General features: G+C 72.0%; 24 protein-coding genes. 11 read left to right on the forward strand and 13 right to left on the reverse strand.

The genetic code is table 11. The features are described 5' to 3' along the window. Positions 1–2: 2 nt before the first annotated feature. From ISG29_RS04180 to ISG29_RS04205, 6 genes are all read right to left on the reverse strand, one after another. Positions 3–1,094, reverse strand: a complete 1,092-nt coding sequence (locus ISG29_RS04180) for a DNA glycosylase AlkZ-like family protein (RefSeq protein WP_194502043.1) — start codon at positions 1,092–1,094, stop codon at positions 3–5. Positions 1,095–1,100: 6 nt separating this feature from the next. After that, positions 1,101–1,628 (reverse strand): mycothiol transferase, encoded by a 528-nt coding sequence (locus ISG29_RS04185; protein ID WP_194502044.1) that lies wholly within the window; start codon positions 1,626–1,628, stop codon positions 1,101–1,103. A gap of 52 nt (positions 1,629–1,680) precedes the next feature. After that, the gene (locus ISG29_RS04190; RefSeq protein ID WP_194502045.1) at positions 1,681–2,073 is read right to left on the reverse strand and encodes a thioesterase family protein; all 393 of its coding nucleotides are present in this window, start codon (positions 2,071–2,073) and stop codon (positions 1,681–1,683) included. Continuing rightward, complete coding sequence (locus ISG29_RS04195; protein ID WP_194502046.1) at positions 2,070–2,549, reverse strand: GNAT family N-acetyltransferase; 480 nt, start codon at positions 2,547–2,549, stop codon at positions 2,070–2,072. Before ISG29_RS04195 ends, ISG29_RS04190 begins: the two co-directional genes overlap by 4 nt. After that, positions 2,549–4,273 (reverse strand): acetolactate synthase, encoded by a 1,725-nt coding sequence (locus ISG29_RS04200; RefSeq protein WP_194502047.1) that lies wholly within the window; start codon positions 4,271–4,273, stop codon positions 2,549–2,551. Before ISG29_RS04200 ends, ISG29_RS04195 begins: the two co-directional genes overlap by 1 nt. Before the next feature lie 63 nt (positions 4,274–4,336). Beyond that, complete coding sequence (locus ISG29_RS04205) at positions 4,337–5,233, reverse strand: DUF2785 domain-containing protein (RefSeq protein ID WP_194502048.1); 897 nt, start codon at positions 5,231–5,233, stop codon at positions 4,337–4,339. Positions 5,234–5,344: 111 nt separating this feature from the next. Here ISG29_RS04205 and ISG29_RS04210 point away from each other — a divergent pair, with 111 nt between their 5' ends. Beyond that, entirely contained in the window at positions 5,345–6,823 is a 1,479-nt protein-coding gene (locus ISG29_RS04210) for a sensor histidine kinase (RefSeq protein ID WP_207792782.1), read from the forward strand. Positions 6,824–6,872: 49 nt separating this feature from the next. On the opposite strand, the gene ISG29_RS04215 is transcribed toward ISG29_RS04210, so the two are convergent. Continuing rightward, entirely contained in the window at positions 6,873–7,124 is a 252-nt protein-coding gene (locus ISG29_RS04215; RefSeq protein WP_194502050.1) for a WhiB family transcriptional regulator, read from the reverse strand. A 276-nt stretch (positions 7,125–7,400) separates the two neighbouring features. On the opposite strand from ISG29_RS04215, the gene ISG29_RS04220 reads away from it, so the two are divergent. Continuing rightward, positions 7,401–7,796: a hypothetical protein gene (locus ISG29_RS04220; RefSeq protein WP_194502051.1), complete on the forward strand. Its 396-nt coding sequence runs from the start codon at positions 7,401–7,403 to the stop codon at positions 7,794–7,796. A 29-nt stretch (positions 7,797–7,825) separates the two neighbouring features. Here ISG29_RS04220 and ISG29_RS04225 read toward each other — a convergent pair whose 3' ends face one another. The 3 genes from ISG29_RS04225 to sodN all read right to left on the reverse strand — a co-directional run bounded on the left by ISG29_RS04225 (position 7,826) and on the right by sodN (position 9,742). Then, a complete protein-coding gene (locus ISG29_RS04225) occupies positions 7,826–8,707 on the reverse strand; it encodes an RNA polymerase sigma factor SigF (protein WP_194502052.1) in 882 nt (293 codons plus the stop codon). After that, positions 8,704–9,159: an ATP-binding protein gene (locus ISG29_RS04230; RefSeq protein ID WP_235958426.1), complete on the reverse strand. Its 456-nt coding sequence runs from the start codon at positions 9,157–9,159 to the stop codon at positions 8,704–8,706. Before ISG29_RS04230 ends, ISG29_RS04225 begins: the two co-directional genes overlap by 4 nt. 181 nt (positions 9,160–9,340) lie before the next feature. Continuing rightward, positions 9,341–9,742, reverse strand: coding sequence for a superoxide dismutase, Ni (gene sodN, locus ISG29_RS04235; protein ID WP_194502053.1), 402 nt, complete (start codon positions 9,740–9,742; stop codon positions 9,341–9,343). Positions 9,743–9,792: 50 nt separating this feature from the next. Here sodN and ISG29_RS04240 point away from each other — a divergent pair, with 50 nt between their 5' ends. The 4 genes from ISG29_RS04240 (at position 9,793) to ISG29_RS04255 (ending at position 13,362) form a co-directional block, all read left to right on the forward strand. Beyond that, positions 9,793–10,197 carry a S24/S26 family peptidase gene (locus ISG29_RS04240; protein WP_328827910.1) on the forward strand — a complete coding sequence of 135 codons (405 nt, stop codon included), beginning with the start codon at positions 9,793–9,795 and terminating at the stop codon, positions 10,195–10,197. A gap of 135 nt (positions 10,198–10,332) precedes the next feature. After that, the gene (locus ISG29_RS04245; protein WP_194502055.1) at positions 10,333–11,532 is read left to right on the forward strand and encodes an NAD(P)-dependent malic enzyme; all 1,200 of its coding nucleotides are present in this window, start codon (positions 10,333–10,335) and stop codon (positions 11,530–11,532) included. A gap of 190 nt (positions 11,533–11,722) precedes the next feature. After that, positions 11,723–12,691, forward strand: coding sequence for a zinc-binding dehydrogenase (locus ISG29_RS04250; RefSeq protein WP_194502056.1), 969 nt, complete (start codon positions 11,723–11,725; stop codon positions 12,689–12,691). Continuing rightward, positions 12,688–13,362, forward strand: coding sequence for an SDR family oxidoreductase (locus ISG29_RS04255; RefSeq protein WP_194502057.1), 675 nt, complete (start codon positions 12,688–12,690; stop codon positions 13,360–13,362). The genes ISG29_RS04250 and ISG29_RS04255 overlap by 4 nt, the downstream gene beginning before the upstream one ends. Before the next feature lie 43 nt (positions 13,363–13,405). Here ISG29_RS04255 and ISG29_RS04260 read toward each other — a convergent pair whose 3' ends face one another. Beyond that, positions 13,406–14,044: a TetR family transcriptional regulator gene (locus tag ISG29_RS04260; RefSeq protein ID WP_328827913.1), complete on the reverse strand. Its 639-nt coding sequence runs from the start codon at positions 14,042–14,044 to the stop codon at positions 13,406–13,408. 137 nt (positions 14,045–14,181) lie between these two features. On the opposite strand from ISG29_RS04260, the gene ISG29_RS04265 reads away from it, so the two are divergent. The 5 genes from ISG29_RS04265 to ISG29_RS04285 are packed head-to-tail and all read left to right on the forward strand — an operon-like array spanning position 14,182 to position 18,008. Then, positions 14,182–15,276 carry a flavin reductase family protein gene (locus tag ISG29_RS04265; protein ID WP_194502059.1) on the forward strand — a complete coding sequence of 365 codons (1,095 nt, stop codon included), beginning with the start codon at positions 14,182–14,184 and terminating at the stop codon, positions 15,274–15,276. Between the two features lie 54 nt (positions 15,277–15,330). After that, positions 15,331–16,500: a fatty acid desaturase family protein gene (locus ISG29_RS04270; RefSeq protein ID WP_194502060.1), complete on the forward strand. Its 1,170-nt coding sequence runs from the start codon at positions 15,331–15,333 to the stop codon at positions 16,498–16,500. Between the two features lie 26 nt (positions 16,501–16,526). Then, positions 16,527–17,183, forward strand: a complete 657-nt coding sequence (locus ISG29_RS04275; protein ID WP_194502061.1) for a hypothetical protein — start codon at positions 16,527–16,529, stop codon at positions 17,181–17,183. 33 nt (positions 17,184–17,216) lie between these two features. Next, on the forward strand, positions 17,217–17,741 hold the full coding sequence (locus ISG29_RS04280) for a hypothetical protein (RefSeq protein ID WP_194502062.1): 525 nt from the start codon (positions 17,217–17,219) through the stop codon (positions 17,739–17,741). A gap of 57 nt (positions 17,742–17,798) precedes the next feature. Next, entirely contained in the window at positions 17,799–18,008 is a 210-nt protein-coding gene (locus ISG29_RS04285; RefSeq protein WP_194502063.1) for a hypothetical protein, read from the forward strand. Positions 18,009–18,029: 21 nt separating this feature from the next. Here the strand turns inward: ISG29_RS04285 and ISG29_RS04290 are convergent, their stop codons facing one another. Then, complete coding sequence (locus ISG29_RS04290) at positions 18,030–18,689, reverse strand: hypothetical protein (RefSeq protein WP_194502064.1); 660 nt, start codon at positions 18,687–18,689, stop codon at positions 18,030–18,032. 36 nt (positions 18,690–18,725) lie between these two features. Next, positions 18,726–18,902 (reverse strand): DUF6104 family protein, encoded by a 177-nt coding sequence (locus ISG29_RS04295; protein ID WP_194502065.1) that lies wholly within the window; start codon positions 18,900–18,902, stop codon positions 18,726–18,728.

Consider the following 18,902-nt stretch of genomic DNA (forward strand, 5'->3'; position numbering starts at 1 on the left):
GGTCACAGTAGGGCGGCCACGCGCTCGACCTCGGCCGCCAGCGCCTCGGCGTCCAGCTCCGCCGGCGCGTCGTCGTCCGGCCAGGCCACCACGACCTCACCGGCACGTGCCCGCCAGGTGCCGCGCACGACGCCGTCGACGAGCACCAGGTCGGACTTCCTCGTGACCGCGGGCCGCATCATCGGCGGCACCACCAGCTGGTCGTCGCTGCCCGGACCCATCACCCACGCGTCGTGGCCGGGCAGCAGGCGCACCGCGCGCGACGGCTCGGCCGCCGTCAGGCCATCGGTGTGCTCCGCGAGCGCGTAGGTCGGTTCGTCGACACCCTCCAAGCGCGCCTGCGCGAGCCGATCGCCGAGTCCGGCCAGCCAGCGCTCGATGTTCTGACGACCCGCGCTCAGCCCCGCGCCGAGCCAGTGGTGGATGTTCGCGCGCGACGCGGGTCCGAACGCACCGAGGTACGCGACCACGCAGTGCGGCCCCGCCTCATCGAGATCCCAGATACCCCGCCAACCTCTCACGTGGTCGAGGGACCGCAGCGTCGCGCGACCCTCACGCGGTGGCCCGAAACAGCAGGCGCCCTGCCAGAAGAAGGGCTTGACCAGCGTGCCGTAGTCGCCCTCGAACGTGGCGCGCAGGTGGGCGAACCGGCGGTGCGCGGTGAGCGCCGCGCCCAGCTCGCCGAACGTGACCGGACCGTCCGCGACCGCGGCCCGCACGGCGTCGAGCAGCGGCGGCCAGTCGTCGGCCTCGAGGCGATAGTGCTCACGCCAGCTCTTCAGCTCCCACTGACGGCCGGCGCCGCGCACCGCCAGCCACGCGCCGGCGTCGTCGGGTGCCATCACGTGCACCGCGCCGCGGAAGGCGAAGGCCTGCACGACGTCGCCGTCCGCGATCGCCGTGGCCAGCTCGCCGGCCTGAGAGCCGGTTCGCCGCACGCGGACTGCCAGCTCGGCCTTGGCGGCGTCCATGGTCGGGACGCCGGTGAGCCGCCGCACCACCTCGGTCACCGAGGCACCACCGACGGGGTCGAGCAGGTGACGCTCGAGGCGCCACGAGCGAGCGGCCCCGCGGGAGACGCTGAGCGCGGCCATGGTCGCTCAGCCGCCGGGCGGCACGAGCTGACCGCGGAAGACGTCCCAGTGCGAGCCGTCGAGCAGCTCGCGTGCGAGGTCGAGGTGGCCGACGTGGGTGGCGACCTCGACGAGCAGGTGCGTGATGACCTGCTCGTTGGTCTCCAGCCGCCAGGTGCCGAACAGGTTCTCCGGCCACCACGCGGGTGCGGCGCCCAGGTCGAGGTCGGTGAGGACCGCCTGCGCGGCGGCCGACTCCGCGGCGTAGGAATCGCGGGCCTCGGCGATGGTCGCGGGCGCGGCGTTCTCGGCGTCCGGGGCGCAGCGCGCGATGGCGGCGGGGTCACCGGCGATCACGGCGGCGGTCCACAACAGCAGGTTGTCGACCGCGAGGTGGTGCAGCATCCAGGGCATGGTCCAGCCGGAGGGGACGACGCTGCTGGCCGCGTGCTCCTCGTCGAGCCCGGCCGTTACGCCGAGCACGTGCCGGTCGAGTCCGGCGAGGTGGGCGGCGAGCAGTTCGGCGGTGCTGGGCGGGTTGTTGCCTCGACTCATGGGTCTCCTCTCGGTGTCGTGCGTGGGTACGGACGGGTGTCGACGCCGGAACTCATCGCAGCCGCGACACGAACCGTTCGACGTCCACGATCACACGGGTGACCTCGCCGGTGGCGACGACTGCGCCCGCCCTGCCAACCGGTGAGTCGCGGGTGTGCCTGGCGCCGACGGTGAACCGGCGCAGCCGACCGTCGATGTGCATCACCGATGCGGTGACCTCGAGCCGTGCGCCCACCGGGCTGGGTGCCTGGTGCTCGATCGCCACCCGGGTGCCCACCGAGCTCTCGCCCTCGCGCAGGTCGGACTCGAGTGCCGCGCACGTGGCGGCCTCGCACCAGGCCAGCAGCCGAGGCGTGCCGAGCACCGGCAGGCTGCCCGAGCCGACGGCCAGCGCCGTGTCGTCGTCGGTGACCGTGAACGTGAGGGTGGCGGTCGAGTCGCTCACAGCTGCCTCCCGAAGGCGATGAGGTGTACGTCGGGCAGAGGTGACCAGTCGCGCTCCGGCAGCCGGACGAACCCGTGGCGCTCGTAGAGCCGGTGGGCGCTGTGCATCGCGGGCAGCGACGACAGCACGATGGAGCGACACCCAGAGGCTCGGCTGTGGTCGAGCACGTGACTCAGCAGGGCGGCGCCGACACCGCGGCCCTGCGCGTCGGGAGCCACCGCCAGCATCCGGAACTCGGCCTCGCCGTCGCGGGCGAGTTCGCGCCATGGCGAGCCGGGTGGGCAGGTGGTGACGCAGCCAGCGACCGCCGACTGCTCGGATGCCACCCACAGGTCCGCGTCTCTGGCGCGGGAGGCCGTGTCGCGGAGCCGGTCGACGTAGGGGTCGGTGGGGCCGTGGGTGAACGGTGCGTAGGCCGCGACCGTCACCTCGGCCGCGGCCTCGAGGTCGGCGTCCTGGGCCGCGCGGACCTGCATCAGATTCCGTGGGTGCTGCGCGGGTAGGCGGCCTCGACGTCGGTGATGACGTTGACCAGGTAGGGCACGTCGGCGGCGAAGGCGCGGTCGAGCGCCGGCCCGATCTGCTGGGGGTCGGTCACCGTCTCACCCGCGCCGCCGAGCGCCCTGACCACGTCGTCGTAGGGCGTGCGCTGGGCCAGGTCGGCGATCACGTCGTAGCCGTAGAGCATCTGCATGGGGCCCTTCTCCAGCGCCCACGCGGAGTTGTTGCCCATCACCATCACCACCGGTAGGCCGTGGCGCACCAGGGTGTCGACGTCCATGAGGGAGAAGCCGGCCGCGCCGTCGCCGAGCAACAGCACCACCTGCGCCGAGGGCCGCGCGATGCGGGCGGCGATGGCCGCGCCCAGCCCGGCGCCGAGGCAGCCGTAGGGGCCGGGATCGAGCCAGCCGCCGGGTCGCTTCGGCTCGACGTACTTGCCGGCGAAGGAGACGAAGTCGCCGCCGTCGCCGATGACGACCGCGTCGTCGGCCAGCCGCGGTACGAGTTCGCCGTAGATGCGGGCCGGGTGCACGGGGTCGGCCTCGGCCCGCAGCAGGTCGGCGTCGCGCTCGGCAGCGGCGAGCACGGCCCGCCGGAGTTCGTCGGACCACGGGGCGTACGAGCGCTGACCCTGCCGCTCCACCGCCTCCTGGAGGCCGGCGAGACAGGACGTGAGGTCGCCGGAGACGGACGCCGCGAGAGCGGCGTGCGCGGCGATCTGGCCGGGGGAGTCCGCGATGTGCACGACCTGCGCCGGGGTGGCGCTCGCCCCGTCCTTCGACCCGGTACCGCCGAAGACGCCGTACCCGAGCCGGAAGTCCAGCGGGGTGCCGACCACGATCACCAGGTCGGCGCCGTTCAGCGCTCGGCCGCGGGCCTTGGTGACCAGCAGCGGGTGCCCACCGGGCACCACACCGCGGCCCATGCCGTTGGTGATCGCCGGGATGCCCAGCGCCTCGACCAGGTCGAGGGCTGCTCCCTCGGCGCGGTCGGCCCACACGTCGGTGCCCAAGATCACGACCGGTCGCTCGGCCCGAGTGAGCAGCCGGGCGATGTCATCGATCGCGTCGGTGTCGGGAGCGGCCCCCCGCGGCCGGTCGGCCTCGGGGGCGAGCACCGAGGAGGTGCCGAAGAGTTCGTCCATCGGCACGTCGACGAACACCGGGCCGCGGTGCGAGGAGCCGGCGACGGTGAACGCCTCGTGGAGACCCGGCACCACGTCGTCGGCGGTCATCAGCGTGCGGGCGAGCTTCGAGACCGGTGCCACGATGGGCGGCTGGTCGAGCTCTTGGAGCGCACCGGTGCCCCACCGGTTCTGTGGCGACCGCCCGCCCACGACCACCATCGGCGAACCGGCGAACTGCGCCTGCGCGATGGCGCTGACGCCGTTGGTGACACCGGGCCCCGCGGTCAGGGCGGCGAGCCCGGGTGTACGGGTCAGTTTGCCGGTGGCCTCGGCCGCGAACGCCGCGGTCTGCTCGTGCCGTACGTCGAGCAGCCGCATGGGCGGCTCCGCCTTCACCGCCCCGTCGTAGAGCGGGAAGACGTGCGCACCCGACAGCGTGAAGAGCGTCTCGACGCCGTGAGCGCGCGCCACCTCGACCGCACCGTGCCCCACGGGCCGTGCAGCCGCCGCGCTGCCGCCGTCCGCCGGGCTGCCGTCGACGCCCGTGACGCTGTCTGACCTGACCTCACTCATGCTGCGCACCGTACCCCCGCGCCCACGCCGACGGGTCACGTGAAACTGGCGCCGGGTCAGTGGCTACGCGGTGGGGCCCAGGGCCCAGGGGGTGCTGCGTCGCAGTGCGTCCACGAGCACCAGCACGAGGTCGCCGCGCACCTCGGGTGGCCGGGGCCCGATGGCCAGGCGCAGGTAGAGGGCGCGCAGGAACGCCTCGGCGTTGTGGGTGGCCGCGTAGGGGTCGGCGCCGGTGTCCTCGACCGATGCCGGGTCCATGGTCGCGGCGGTGAGCAGTCGCTCGATCCAGGGTTCGAGCACGCTCATCGGCACCAGGTCGCGGCGCAGGACGGCGAGCACCGAGCCCGCGAGCCGGTCCGGCTCGCCTGCGGTCCAGCGCTGCTCGGTGCTGGTGATGGCCAGGTCGGCGACGACGTCGAGCAGGACGGTGAGCTCGGGGGTACCGAGGTGTCGCGACGCCGCCAGGGCGGCCAGCGCGTCGGCCCCGTGAGCGACCGCGTGCGCCCAGCCCTTGCCGGGCACCCAGCCACGCTGGTCGGTCTCGCCGAGCAGCCACGTGACCAGCCGGTCGCCCCAGCCCAGCACCGTGGTGTCGGGCAGCACGGAGACGGCATTGTCGCGCTCGATGCACACGCCCAGCACGAGCGCCGAGAACGAGCGGCGGAACACGGCGTCCGGGCCCGTCGGCCCCAGCGACGCGTCGTCGCCGCGTACCCGGCGTCCACCGCCGAGGCCCCGGGAGAGCCCGGTCGTCATGCCGTCGCCGAGCCCGGCGAGCAGGTCGTCGTAGACGCCTCGCTCGATCCAGGTCGCCAGCGTGGGCAGGGCGATGTCGTCGCGCAGGAGTGGATCGGTGTCTCCGAGCATGCGCGTGAGCTCGGCCGTCAGGTCCCCGAGAGGGCGGTCGGTGGGCACCGACATGTCGTCGGCGATCACCTGTTCCCAGTAGCTGCCCGCCATGGCCAGCATCCTGCCAAATGAGTCTGAGGACGACGAGTGGGGTCTCGGCGTGTGGAGGCCGGTGTGACGAATGCCCCTGGCCGGCACCACTACGCTGCGCTCGTGCCCTCGATGAGCGAGCTCGTGCGCAGCCACACCGACCTCGACGAGAGCGACGTCCGGTGGCTCCAGCTGCTCCAGGCCGACTGGCAGATCATCGCCGACCTCTCGTTCGCCGACCTCGTGTTGTGGCTGCCCGATCGCGAAGGGCACGGGTTCTGGGCCGGCGGCCAGATGCGCCCGACAACGGCGCCGACGGCCTACGTCGACGACGTCGTGGGCACCTTCGTGCCGGTCGGACGCCGCCCTCCGCTCGACGAGGCGCTCGCCACCGGACGGCTGGTGCGTGAAGGTGAGCCGGAGTGGCGCGACGACGTGCCGGTGCGAGTGGAGGCGATCCCGGTGCGGCACCGCGACAAGGTGGTCGCGGTGGTGGCCCGTAACACCAACCTGCTCGGCGTGCGGGCTCCCAGCCGGCTGGAGCTCTCCTACCTCCAGGCCGCAGGCGAGCTCACCACGATGATCGCCGAAGGTCGCTTCCCGGCTCCCGGCCAGCGCAGTGACCACGCGGACTCGCCGCGGGTCGGCGACGGCTTCGTGCGCGTGGACTCCGAGGGGCGGGTCGTCTACGCGAGCCCGAACGCCCAGTCGGTCTTCCGGCGGCTCGGGCTCTCCGGTGACCTCGCCGGCCACGCGCTCGCCGACCTGACGCGCAGCCTGGTGCCGCCGCGGCGTCGTCTCGACGAGGAGACGCTCAGCGCGGTGATGGGCGGCCGCGTGCATCGCGACACCGAGCTGTCGGGGGAGTCGGTCTCGCTCATCGCGCGCTCGATCCCCCTGCGCCCGGGCGGCGAGCACATCGGCGCGCTGGTGCTGGTGCGCGACGTCTCCGACCTGCGTCGTCGCGACCGAGAACTGGTGACCAAGGACGCCACGATCCGCGAGATCCACCACCGCGTGAAGAACAACCTCCAGACCGTCGCGGCGCTCTTGCGACTCCAGGCACGCCGTATCGATGCCGTCGAGGCCCGCGCCGCACTGGAGGAGGCGGTGCGCCGGGTCGGGTCGATCGCCCTGGTGCACGAGACGCTGAGCCAGGCGGTCGAAGAGGACGTCGAGTTCGACGAGATCGCCGACCGGTTGGGCGTCATGGTGGGCGAGGTGTCCAGCGTCGCCGGACGGGTCAGGGTGCGACGCGAGGGCTCCTTCGGCCGGCTGCTCTCCGAGACCGCGACGCCGCTGGCCATGGTGCTCACCGAGGTCATCCAGAACGCGGTCGAGCACGGCTACCCCGGCGAGTCGCCCTCAGGCGCCGACGGCGCAGTGGGCAGCATCGTCATGGGCGTGCGGCGAGAGGCCGGACGTCTCCGGCTCGGCGTCGAGGACGACGGCCGCGGGCTGCCGCCGGGCTTCGATCTGGATGCCTCGACGAGCCTGGGGCTCTCGATCGTGCGCACGCTGGTGGAGTCCGAGCTCGGCGGTCGCCTGGAGATCGGCCGGGTCGCCAGCGGACGAGGCACGCGGGTGGCGATCGACCTGCCTTTGGACTGAGCCTGGGACCGTACGTTCCCGGGAGGGTCGGTGTGGCTGAGGGGCCGGGTCAGGCGCTGCGCACGCGCGATCGGGCGTTACGGCGCTTGAGTGCGCGACGCTCGTCCTCGCTCAGGCCGCCCCACACCCCATGGTCCTGGCCCGCCTCGAGCGCCCACTGCAAGCACTGCTCGCGCACGTCGCAGCGGCGGCACACCTGCTTGGCCTCTTCGATCTGGAGGATGGCCGGACCGGTGTTGCCGATCGGGAAGAACAGCTCGGGATCCTCGTCGAGGCAGGCAGAGCGATGGCGCCAATCCATGGCCGGGATGGTCCTTCTTTCCTTTCGGATGCGTGCACGCCTCCCGGGGGAGAGGCATGATGTGCGCGCGTGCGGTGGGCACAGCGATAGGCGGCTTCGACGAGCGCGAAACCCCAGCGTGGCAACAATCCCGCAACAAGACAACCCTTTCGGGGGGCTGGGCCGGGTTTGCTATGTCACACGCGCCGCGCCACCGCGACCCGTGCCGGTCGTGGTAGCGAGCACGCGCAGCCACGGGCGGTCGGCTCCAGACGAGGATGCCCTACCCTCGGGCCGGTGGACCAGCCCAGCCCCTCCTTGTCGCCCCGACGCCCGGCCCCGCTGAGCGTCGCGGCCTCGCTCGGCTTCGTCGAGGGGGTCGTGCTCGTCGCGGTGGCCGTGCTCGAGGCCCTCTCGATCGAGCGCGACCGACTCTCACTCGGGCTCTCCACCGCGGTGTTCTTCGCGATCGTGGCGGTGGCCCTGCTGGCCTGCGCGGGCGCCCTGTGGAGGCTGCACCCCTGGGCGCGCGGGCCGTTGCTGCTCACGCAGCTCATGGCGCTGGGCCTGGCCTGGAACCTGCGCGGTGCACCGGTGGTCGCGGTCATGCTCGTGGTCACCGCGCTCGTGGCCCTGGCCGGGCTGCTGCACCCCGACACGATGCGCGCCCTGGAACGCGACCGAGAGGTCTGACTGCATCCGGGTCGTGCGCGGGCGTGGCGTCAGGCGTCGGCCTCGAGCGTGGTGCGCAGTTGTTCCAGGGTGCGGTTGAGAAGCCGCGACACGTGCATCTGGGAGACCCCGATCTCCTCGGCGATCTGCGACTGCGTCATGTTCTTGAAGAACCGCAGCAGCAGGATCTTCTTCTCCCGGGCCGGCAACTGCGCCAGCAAGGGGCGCAGCGACTCGCGCACCTCGACGTGCTCGATACCGGCGTCCTCGGAGCCGAGCATGTCGAGCATCGACGGCGGTCCGTCGTCCGAGCTGTCCTGGGAGTCCAGGGAGAGGGTCGAGTAGGCGTGCGAGGACTCGATGCCCTCGACGATGTCCTCGACGGTGCAGCCGATGTGGGCCGCGAGCTCGGCGGCCGTGGGGGAGCGGCCGAGCTCCTGGTTGAGCAGTCCGGTGGCGCTGCTGATCTGCATCCGCAACTCCTGGAGCCGGCGCGGCACCCGGATCGCCCAGCCCTTGTCGCGGAAGTACCGCTTGATCTCGCCGATGATCGTCGGCGTGGCGTAGGTCGAGAACTCGACGCCCCGGCCGGTGTCGAAGCGGTCGATGGACTTGATCAGGCCGATGGTGCCGACCTGCACGAGATCCTCCAGCGGCTCCCCGCGGTTGCGGAAGCGCCGCGCGCAGTGCTCGACGAGCGGCAGGTGGAGGTGCACGAGTCCGTCGCGAGCGGCCTCGCGTCGCGCCTCGTCGCCGCGGGCGACCGCGTCGTCGATGACAGCGAACAGCTCGGTGCTGCGGCGGCGGGTCTCCTCGACGTTCACCCGGTGGTGCTCGGTGGGTGCGTCGGGAACCTCGGGGAGGTGGAGCTCGGGTACCGCGGTGTCGCTGGACGCCGGGGCCTGGGAGGTCGGGGAGGTCACGGTGCTCACGGACCAGCCGGGGCGTCCAGCGCGCTGGCCCGCACGACCATCCGCAGGTGCAGGCGCCCCTCTGTCGTGCTGGCCGCCACGTCGCCGGCGAGGGTGGTGAGCACCTGCCAGGCGAAGGAGTCCTCGTCGAGAGCGTGACCCTCGGTCGCGGGCACGCTGACGTCGACGCCCAGTTCGCGCTGCCCCAGGGTGAAGCGCCCCAGAAGGTCACCGCCGGCCGTGGCCTCGGAGAGCACGATGGCGCAGGCCTCGCCGACCACGATCCGCAGATCCTCGATGTCGTCGATGGTGAAGTCGAGCCTGGCCGCGAGCCCGGCCGTCAGAGTGCGCAGCACCGAGACGTAGGCGCGCTCGGCCGGTAGCCGCACCTCGACGTCGGCGCGCGGCGCGGCAGGGGCGGGTGCGTCCGTGGCGGCGTCCGTGGCGGCTTCCGTGGAGGAGGGGAGCGACATGGGGATCCTCTGCGGCTCGGAGTCGTGGTGGGTCGCGGCAGCCTAACCCCGTGACGCCGGCCGCGTCGGCGAAAGTGAAGGGACCGCGGGCGAGGTCACCTGCTCGGGCGAGGTGGCCCGGACGACCCGACGCCCCGCACCGAGTTCGGTGCGGGGCGTCGGATGTCGCGCGAGCGGTCGCTCAGGCCTTCTTGGTCTCCCAGAAGATCTCGGCGATCTCGTCGATCTTCGCCAGCAGCTGGTCGGCGACATCGGCGTCGAGGGCGCCCTTGGCGCCACTGGCGCCGGCGAGCTTGGTGGCCTCGTTCACGAGCACGTGCAGCTGCGGGTACTTCTCGAAGTGCGGCGGCTTGAAGTAGTCGGTCCACAGCACCCAGAGGTGGTGCTTGACCATCTCGGCGCGCTGCTCCTTGATGAGGATGGCGCGGGTACGGAAGTCGGGGTCGTCGTTGTCGGCGACCTTGGCGATGATGCCCTTGATCGACTCCGCCTCGATGCGGGCCTGGGCCGGGTCGTAGACGCCGCAGGGGAGGTCGCAGTGAGCGCTGACCTCGAGGGTGGGGGCGAACAGCGTGGCGAGCATTCCATCTCCTCGTCGTTTGGATCTCGGTTGACCCTTGCGACACTACTCCCGTGCCAGGTCCAGCAGCACCCGTCCCACCCACCCGGACGGGTAGAGGCACCCGGTGGAGGCCGCCGCGTCTCGGCCTGGCGGTCGTGTCGGGGGAGTCGATGCTGCCGACCCTGCGACCGAGCGACCGGCTGCTGGTCGTGCACAGGCGCGCGGGCGCGCCCCACCCGCGCGCGGGTGGGATCGTGGTGGCGCGCTTCGTCGACGGCACGCTCACGGTGAAGAGATGCGTCGAGCCCCGGCAGACGTCGTCCGGGCGGTCGGGCTGGTGGCTGCTCAGTGACAATCCAGAACGCGGTGTCGACTCCCGTCACCGCGGCCCGGTGGCGGACGACGCCGTGCTCGCGCTCGTCGTCGGACGTCTCTGGCCGCGCCCTCGAGTGCGGCTGGCGCGCACGGTGCTGTGACCCAGCACACGCGTGCACGCCAGGGCCAGCGGGGGTCCGGCTGTGCCACACTGCCACGGCACCCGAGCCGATGCTCGGGCCGGACAACGTGACGTCTCCGGACGCCGACGCCGCACCGTCAGAAAGCCTCGACTGATGCCCGACGCCCGACCGCAGCCCTACCGCGACCCCGCCCACCCGAAGAAGGGCGACCCTGTCTTCGACCTGCACGTGGGCGGCAAGATGGAGGTGACCTCGGCGCCGTTGCGCGGACGCGAGGATCTCTCGTTGGCCTACACGCCCGGCGTCGCGCTGGTCTGCTCGGCCATCGCCGAGGATCCCAGCCTCACCCAGCACTACACGTGGGTGCCGAACACCGTCGCGGTCGTCACCGACGGCACCGCCGTGCTCGGACTGGGAGACATCGGTCCGGCTGCGGCCATGCCCGTGATGGAGGGCAAGGCCGTGCTCTTCAAGCAGTTCGGGGGCGTCGACGGCGTGCCGATCTGCCTCGACACCACCGACGCCGACGAGATCATCGAGACCGTGGCCCGGCTGGCGCCGAGCTTCGGCGGCATCAACCTCGAGGACATCTCGGCCCCGCGCTGCTTCGAGATCGAGGACCGGCTCAAGGAGCGCCTCGACATCCCCGTCTTCCACGACGACCAGCACGGCACCGCCGTAGTGGCCCTGGCGGCGCTCGAGAACGCGCTGAAGCTCACCGGGCGCAAGCACGCCGAGACCAGGGTCGTCATCTCGGGTGCGGGCGCGGCGGGCGTCGCCATCGCCAAGATCCTCATCGAGGCCGGGATCAGCGACCTCGCCGTCACCGACCGCAAGGGCGTCGTGCACTCGGGCCGCGACGACCTCACGCCGGTCAAGAAGGCGCTCGCCGAGATCACCGCCGACAGGTGCGGCCGCACCGGCTCGCTGTCCGAGGCGCTCGACGGCGCCGACGTCTACCTCGGCGTCTCCGGCGGCACCATCCCCGAGGAGGACGTCGCGCGCATGGCGACCGAGGCGATCATCTTCGCCATGGCCAACCCCACGCCCGAGGTGCACCCCGACGTCGCGCACAAGTACGCCCGCGTCGTCGCCACCGGCCGCTCGGACTTCCCGAACCAGATCAACAACGTGCTCGCCTTCCCTGGCATCTTCCGCGGCGCGCTCGACGTGCAGGCCACCGGCATCACGGAGGGCATGAAGCTCGCGGCCGCCAACGCGCTGGCCGACCTGGTCGGTGACCAGCTCAGCGAGGAGTACGTCATCCCCGACCCGTTCGACCCGCGGGTTCCCGGCGCCGTCTCCGACGCCGTCGCCGCGGCCGCGCGGGCCGAGGGCGTCGCCCGCCGCTGAGACCGGCGCTGAAAACCTCTCGGCGGTCGCTGACGGGTCCAGGTCCGCGATCGTCTCACCTGGTCTCGACGCGCCGTCACGACCTCGCAGGCTCGGTCGTCACGACCTCGCAGGCTCGGTCGTGGGCTTGCTCGACCTCCCGGCCCACGCCGGGATCTCCCTCGTCGTCGGTCCCGGCTAGGGTCGGGACATGTTCGCCGTCTACGCCGAGTCCTTCTCCTCCGACGACCCGCTGTCCGGCCTGGTGGTCGGCGAGCGCCCCGACCCGACGGCCCCCGAGGGGTGGACCACGGTCACCGTCAAGGCCGCCTCGCTGAACCACCACGACGTGTGGTCGCTGCGCGGGGTGGGCCTGCGCGAGGACGCCCTGCCGATGATCTTGGGCTGCGATGCCGCCGGACTCGACGAGGACGGCAACGAGGTCGTCGTGCACGCCGTGGTCAGCGACCCCGACTGGACCGGCGACGAGACCTTCGACCCCAAGCGCTCGCTGCTCTCCGAGCGGCACCAGGGCACCTTCGCCGACCGGGTGATCGTGCCGAAGCGCAACGTGGTGCCCAAGCCGGCGTCCCTCTCGTTCGAGGAGGCCGCGTGCCTGCCGACCGCGTGGCTCACCGCCTACCGGATGCTCTTCACCCGCGGCGGCCTCAGGGCCGGCGACACCGTGCTCGTGCAGGGCGCGGGAGGCGGTGTCGCCACCGCGTGCATCATCCTGGGGCGGGCGGCGGGGCTGAGGGTGCTCGCCACCAGCCGTGACGAGACCAAGCGCGCTCGCGCCCTCGAGATCGGCGCGCACGACGTCTTAGAGTCCGGGGCTCGCCTCCCGGTCAAGGTCGACGCCGTCATGGAGACGGTCGGGCGAGCCACCTGGTCGCACTCGATCCGCTCGCTGCGCCCCGGTGGCAGCCTCGTCATCAGCGGCACCACGTCGGGCCCGAAGCTGGACGACGCCGAGCTCACCCGCATCTTCTTCCTCCAGCTCTCGGTGGTCGGCTCGACCATGGGCACCCGTGACGAGCTGGCCTCGCTGGTGGGCCTGCTCGACGCGACCGGCGCCAAGCCGCTCATCGACCGCACCGTCTCGATGGAGCAGGCGGCGGAGGCGTTCGGTGCGATGGTCGACGGCGAGGTGTTCGGCAAGATCGTGATGACCCGGTGAGCGTCCACCTGCTCACCGGTGCCGGCTCCGGCATCGGCGCGCTCGTGGCGGCGTCCCTGCTCGACCGCGGCGACGAGGTCCACGTCGTCGCGCGCTCGCAGGAGCGGGCAAGTGAGCTGGCCACGGCCCTCCCGGGGGTCCGCGCAGTCGTGGCCGACCTGGCGCACCCGGAGTCCGTGGAGGCCCTCGACCTCCCCGATCGGCTCGACTCCCTGGTGCACGCCGCGGGCGTCGTCGAGCTGGGCACCGTCGCCGAGCTCTCCGTCGCCGACTGGGCGACCCAGCTGCGGGTCAACCTGGTCGCCCCGGCGGCCCTGACCCGGGTCGCCCTGCCGGCGTTGCGCGCCGCGCACGGCACCGTCGTCCTGGTCAACTCCGGTGCCGGCCTGGCCGCCCACCCGCAGTGGTCGGCCTATGCCGCCTCCAAGCACGGGCTCAAGGCGCTGGCCGACTCCCTGCGCGGGGAGGAGCAGACCAACGGCGTGCGCGTCACGACGGTGTACCCCGGTCGCACGGCCACGCCGATGCAGGCCAAGGTGCACGAGCAGGAGGGCAAGAGCTACGACCCTGCCGACTGGATCCAGCCGAGCACGGTGGCCGAGGCGATCCTGCACGTGCTCGACCTGCCCGACGACGCGACCATCCCCGACCTCACGGTCCGGCCGCGCTGACCCGGCGCAGCGACACTCGCGCGCCCGAGAGAGGGCCGCGAGCTCAGGACCGCTGGCTCGAACGCCACTGCAGCGCCCCGATGAGCACCATGCGCAGCTGGGTGCGAGCCACCTCGGCGGTCCGCTCCTCGACCGCGCGTCGGCCGTGGCCGGAGATGACCTGCTCTGCGGTGGAGACCATGGCGGTGACGATCAGCCCGGAGAGGATGCGCAGGTCGTCGGTGCTCCAGTCGTCGGCCACGGCAGGGAGCTTGGCGATGTCGGTGGCGAGCTCGAGCTCGCACAGCTCGATCTCGTGCCGGATGGCGTCACGCACCGACGGCTGACCGGCGGTGCGCTCCCGAGCGATGAACGCGAAGTGGCGCGGATGCGCGTGCACGTGCTCGAGCAGGATGTCGACCGACGCGTCGACGATCGAGGCGAAGCTGCCGTCGAAGCGGTCGGTCTGCCGGACCGCGCGCAGCATGCTGCGCAACGAGGCGAAGGACTCGTCGACCAGTGCCAGGCCGAGCTCCTCGATCGACTCGAAGTGGCGGTAGAAGCCGGTCGGCACGATGCCGACCTCCTTGGCGACCTGGCGTAGCGAGAGCGCGACCAGGCTGCTCTCCTCGCAGAGCTCGAGGGCGGCGTCGAGGATCGCGCGTCGCGTGCGTTCCTTGCGCTCGACCCTTGTCTCCGTCACGCGCACGAGGGTAGCGGTGGGTGGCGTGGGCCGGGTCACGCGTACGGCCCTTGACCGGTCGGGGGGTGCATCCCCTACCTTTGAGTGCACGGATGTACACCGAAAGTGCATCGGTCGACGAGGAGGATCACCCACCCATGAGCATCGCCGCAACCCTGCTCCGCTCCCGGGCCGTGGCAGCCCTGACGTCGCCGCACGGGGTCGACCGCTACCTCGAGTTGGTCAACCCGCTGTGGGCGGCCAACGAGGTCCGAGCGCGCGTCGTCTCCGTGCACCGGGAGACGTCGGGGGAGCATCCGGTGGGCACCGTCGTGCTCCAGCCCACGAGCACCTGGCGCGGCCACCGCGCCGGCCAGTACGTGCAGGTCGGTGTGGAGCTGCCGGGCGGACGACGCGTCACACGGTGCTTCTCGATCTCCTCGGCCGCCTCGATGCCGGGGGAGCAGATCACGCTCACCATCCGCTCGAACGCCGCCGTGCGCGGCGAGCGCTCGGTCTCGCGCTTCCTGGTCGAGGAGGCCGGTCCGGGCACGATCGTGCACCTGGGGCAGGCCGAGGGCCGCTTCGTGCTCGACGAGAGCCCGGCGACCCCCACGAACAACCACCTGCTCTTCATCACCGGCGGATCCGGCATCACGCCCGCCATGTCGATCCTGCGCACGCTGCTGCGCGACGGGTACGACGGCCGCGCGGGCCGCAAGGTCACCTTCGTGCACTACGCCCGCAGCGGCGAGGACCAGATCTTCGCCGAAGAGCTCGCGCGAATCGCCGCCGACGACAACGACGTCACCGTGCACCTGCGCCACGACAGCGTCTTCAGCGAGTTCGAGCTGCGCCGCCTGGCCCCGGAGTACGAACGCCTCGACACCTGGGCGTGCGGTCCGGCGCCGATGATGGCCCTGGTGCGCGAGTCCTTCGGCGACTCCCCGCGGCTGCGCACCGAGATGTTCAAGCTCGGCGGCGAGGCGTCTGGCACCGCGGAGGGCCAGGTCGCCTTCACCTCGTCCGCGCTCGAGGCTCCCAACACCGGGGCGACGCTGCTCGAGCAGGCCGAGGCCGCGGGGCTGACGCCGGAGTTCGGGTGCCGGATGGGCATCTGCTTCTCCTGCACGGCCCGCAAGACCAGCGGCACGGTGCGCAACGTGCTCACCGGCGAGGAGTCCGATCTGCCGGACGAGGACGTCCGCGTCTGTGTCAGCACCCCAGTCGGCGACTGCGCCGTCGACCTCTGACCCGCCTCCGCGCCACCTGCCACCCATCGACCGCCTTCCACGAAGGGACACCCCATGACCACCACCGCCACCTCCCAGACCGACGGGGCCACCCGGCGTCCGAGCGACAAGGTGCACCTGACTCCCGAGCAGCTGCGCGCCTTCGGTGAGGAGCTCGACGCGATCCGCCAGCGGATCGTCGACGACCTCGGCGAGGCCGACGCCGCCTACATCCGCAAGATCCTGAAGATCCAGCGAGGCTTCGAGGTCGCGGGGCGCGCACTGTTCTACCTGCCGCCGGCCTGGCCGCTGGCCGTCGGCGCCCTCTCGATCTCCAAGATCCTCGACAACATGGAGATCGGGCACAACGTCATGCACGGTCAGTACGACTGGATGGGCGACCCCGGCCTCTCGTCGCGCATGTTCGACTGGGACACCGTCTGCCCGAGCAGCCAGTGGAAGTACAGCCACAACTACATCCACCACACCTTCACCAACATCCTCGGCAAGGACCGCGACATCGGCTACGGCATCCTGCGCATGGACGAGGACCAGGCCTGGAAGCCGTACTACCTGGGCAATCCGGTGTACGCCTTCCTGCTCATGGTGCTCTTCGAGTGGGGCGTGGCGCTGCACGACCTCGAGGTCGAGAACATCGTCGCCGGCAAGCGGTCGCTGGACGACAACCTGCCCCTCTACCCGGGGCTGCTGCGCAAGATCCGCAACCAGGCGCTCAAGGACTACCTGCTCTTCCCGGCCCTCACCGGCCCGCTCTTCCCGATGACGCTGGCCGGCAACGCGGTCGCGAACCTGGTGCGCAACATCTGGGCGTTCAACATCATCTTCTGTGGTCACTTCCCCGCCGGCGTCGAGACCTTCACCGAGGAGGAGTGCCTCGACGAGGAGGGCCCCGACGGCCCGCGCGAGTCCCGTGGTCACTGGTACTACCGCCAGGTGCTCGGCTCGGCCAACATCACCGGGGGACCGCTCTTCCACATCATGAGCGGCAACCTCTCCCACCAGATCGAGCACCACCTCTTCCCGGACCTGCCCGCCAAGCGCTATCCGCAGATCGCCCCGGAGATCCGGGATCTCTGCGATCGCTACGGCCTGCCCTACAACACCGGGCCGCTGCACAAGCAGGTCGGCAGCGTGGTCGCCAAGATCTGCCGCCTGGCCCTGCCCGGACGCCGCTCGCGCGGCGGCGACCAGGTGGCGCCGTCCGCTGAGCGAGAGGCGGCCTGAGCGGCCCACGCGCTAGCCTGCCAGGCATGTCAGACCCCCGGGCAGAGCCCCCGATCTCGCAGGCCGCCGAGTCCGGTGGCACGCCGGCCTACCCGCCCGCACCCTGGCTCATGGCCGGCCAGCTGTGGATGTCGCTGTTCAAGCTCGGGCACGACGTCGACGAGCTCCGGCCCGCCGGGGTGTACGGCGCGGCCGTGGTGTCCTACGAGGCGCCCAGCCCGCTGACCTACGCCGAGCTGCTGGTCGCCCGCCCCCTGCCGAAGAGGGGGCGCCCGGTGAGCATCACCGACATCTGGGTCGACTCACCGGCCTCGGTGGCCGGTGGCCGCGCCCTGTGGGCGATCCCGAAGGGCCTTGCGACGTTCGCGCGCGACAACCGTAGGCGTGGGCCGCTGCGCACGACCTCGTGGTCGGTGGCGACCCCGGACCGAGCCCCGATCGCGTCGGCGTCGTTCACCGACGCCTCCCACCTGGCCCCCCGGGTGCCGTTCAGAGGTGCCACGTGGCAGCCACCGATCGACGATCACGTCACGGCGGTCAGCGCCGTGATGAAGGGGTCGGCCAAGGCACTGCCCTGCCGGGCCGAGTGGACCTTCGACCTTCACGGACCGCTCGGCTGGCTCGTCGGAGCCACGCAGCTGGCCTCGGTGCGCATGAGCGGCTTCCGGATGAGCTTCGGGTGACCTGCGGCGCAGGAGCAACCTGTCGGCCCGCTCGTGCGTCCACTCCACGTGATCGTGCGCGCGTGGCTGCTGGCTGCCCTCCTGCTCGGCGGCCTGCCGTTGGCCGCCTGCTCCAACGACGCGGACCCCGAACTCACGCAGGCGTTGGCCGCGACCGGGTTCGACCTCTACCTGCCCGAGATGGACGGCTACGAGGTGGGAGATGTCGAGGTGTCCACTGAGGCGATGGTGAGCGCCGAGGTCGCCCGCACCGGCTTCTCGATGAGACTGGAGGAGCGGCCGGCGGCGGGTCTGGAGACCGTGACGGATCTCTGCCACACCCGGCTCATGCGGCCGTACCGCCAAGGAGGGGACAGCTGCGCGCCCTCCGACGACGAGGGGATCCACGCGGCGGCGATCTCGTTCGAGGAGATGACCGACGTGTTCGTGGTGCGCGGCAACACCCTGCTGGCGATCCGAGGTGTGGTGAGCGAGGCCGACCCCGGTGCCGTGCCCGACGCGCTCGCCGCGCTGCGCGACGCGCCGGAGGTCTCGGCGTCCGAGCTGGCCAGCCGGTGACCAGGCGCACCCGACCGACCGGTGGCGCGCGCGCCGCTGGACCAGCACACTGGACGCATGGCGCGACTGAGCAAGGCAGAGATCACCAAGGACACCGTGCAGAACGCCGTCGGTGCCACGGCGAGCACGGTCGGTGAGGTCGCCGGCATCATCACCGGAGCGGTGCGCGACGTCGCCAACGCGGTGGGCAACCTCGGCACCGAGCTGTTCGAGATGGGCGATGCCGCCAAGCAGGCCGCCGAGGACGACGACCCGGCCACGACGTAGGTCAGCGAGCTGCGCCGGCGTTCAGAAGTCGGATTCCTCCTCGTCGATCGCGCCCCGGCCCGCGCACTGGCCGCGCGCGAGCGTGTAGGACTCGCCGGAGATGCCCGAGACGTCGGGCGCGACGTCGTTGCCGGCGCAGTAGAGGGAGCCGAGGTCGAAGGTGAGGCCGCGGATCCTGGTGGGTCCGTGCATATCGAGCACCAGGTAGCGGCCGTCGAGCTCGCCGTCGGTGATGGTCAGCCGCGAGCCTGACTGGAACACGAAGTCGACGACCATGCCGTCCTCGGCGCTGTCCACCACCAGCGGGCCGCGCCCCTTCTCTCGGCGGGGCAGGAGGTCGACGCGGCGGAACCCGTGGGCACCGATGCCCTCACCGAACGTGGAGCCGTGCGAGACCAGGGTGGAACCGAAGCCGACCACCGTGCGGCCACCGACCAGCACGCGGTCGAGCCGGCAGGTCGCGCGGTTCGGCACGACCAGGTCGCCGACGACGCGCTCGCCGGACATGCGCCCGCGGCAGGTGGTGGCCGGCGGCTCCTCGAGCCCGCCGTGCTCGCCGCGGTGCCAGCCGGTGATCGTGACCTCCGCGGGATCGCTACGCGACGCCTGGTCGGAGTCGCCGGAGCAACCCGACAGCGCCACGACGACGAGCGTGAGGGCGGCACCGAGGCGAGGAGTCATCCCACCGTGCTATCACACGGAGGGCTCTGGGCGAGGTCAGTCGTCGGGGTCGTCGAGGCGGGCCAGCCAGGTGGCCAGCCGCTCGACGGTGTTCTCGGCCTCGGGATACATGTCGACGAACGCCTGGAGCTGCTCGGCGAGCCACGCCAGGGTGACCTCCTCGTCACCCCGGCGCGCGATCAGCTCCTCGAGGCCGCGGTCGGTGAAGTACAC

Source organism: Nocardioides acrostichi, assembly GCF_015319165.1.
Lineage (GTDB): Bacteria > Actinomycetota > Actinomycetes > Propionibacteriales > Nocardioidaceae > Nocardioides > Nocardioides acrostichi.

Bases quoted from the DNA above. Each gene is read 5' to 3' on its own strand.
- ISG29_RS04180 (WP_194502043.1), bottom strand. From the start codon at position 1,094: ATGGCCGCGCTCAGCGTCTCCCGCGGGGCCGCTCGCTCGTGGCGCCTC.
- ISG29_RS04185 (WP_194502044.1), bottom strand. From the start codon at position 1,628: ATGAGTCGAGGCAACAACCCGCCCAGCACCGCCGAACTGCTCGCCGCC.
- ISG29_RS04195 (WP_194502046.1), bottom strand. From the start codon at position 2,549: ATGCAGGTCCGCGCGGCCCAGGACGCCGACCTCGAGGCCGCGGCCGAG.
- ISG29_RS04200 (WP_194502047.1), bottom strand. From the start codon at position 4,273: ATGAGTGAGGTCAGGTCAGACAGCGTCACGGGCGTCGACGGCAGCCCG.
- ISG29_RS04205 (WP_194502048.1), bottom strand. From the start codon at position 5,233: ATGGCGGGCAGCTACTGGGAACAGGTGATCGCCGACGACATGTCGGTG.
- ISG29_RS04210 (WP_207792782.1), top strand. From the start codon at position 5,345: ATGAGCGAGCTCGTGCGCAGCCACACCGACCTCGACGAGAGCGACGTC.
- ISG29_RS04215 (WP_194502050.1), bottom strand. From the start codon at position 7,124: ATGGATTGGCGCCATCGCTCTGCCTGCCTCGACGAGGATCCCGAGCTG.
- ISG29_RS04230 (WP_235958426.1), bottom strand. From the start codon at position 9,159: ATGTCGCTCCCCTCCTCCACGGAAGCCGCCACGGACGCCGCCACGGAC.
- sodN (WP_194502053.1), bottom strand. From the start codon at position 9,742: ATGCTCGCCACGCTGTTCGCCCCCACCCTCGAGGTCAGCGCTCACTGC.
- ISG29_RS04245 (WP_194502055.1), top strand. From the start codon at position 10,333: ATGCCCGACGCCCGACCGCAGCCCTACCGCGACCCCGCCCACCCGAAG.
- ISG29_RS04250 (WP_194502056.1), top strand. From the start codon at position 11,723: ATGTTCGCCGTCTACGCCGAGTCCTTCTCCTCCGACGACCCGCTGTCC.
- ISG29_RS04265 (WP_194502059.1), top strand. From the start codon at position 14,182: ATGAGCATCGCCGCAACCCTGCTCCGCTCCCGGGCCGTGGCAGCCCTG.
- ISG29_RS04270 (WP_194502060.1), top strand. From the start codon at position 15,331: ATGACCACCACCGCCACCTCCCAGACCGACGGGGCCACCCGGCGTCCG.
- ISG29_RS04275 (WP_194502061.1), top strand. From the start codon at position 16,527: ATGTCAGACCCCCGGGCAGAGCCCCCGATCTCGCAGGCCGCCGAGTCC.
- ISG29_RS04285 (WP_194502063.1), top strand. From the start codon at position 17,799: ATGGCGCGACTGAGCAAGGCAGAGATCACCAAGGACACCGTGCAGAAC.
- ISG29_RS04290 (WP_194502064.1), bottom strand. From the start codon at position 18,689: ATGACTCCTCGCCTCGGTGCCGCCCTCACGCTCGTCGTCGTGGCGCTG.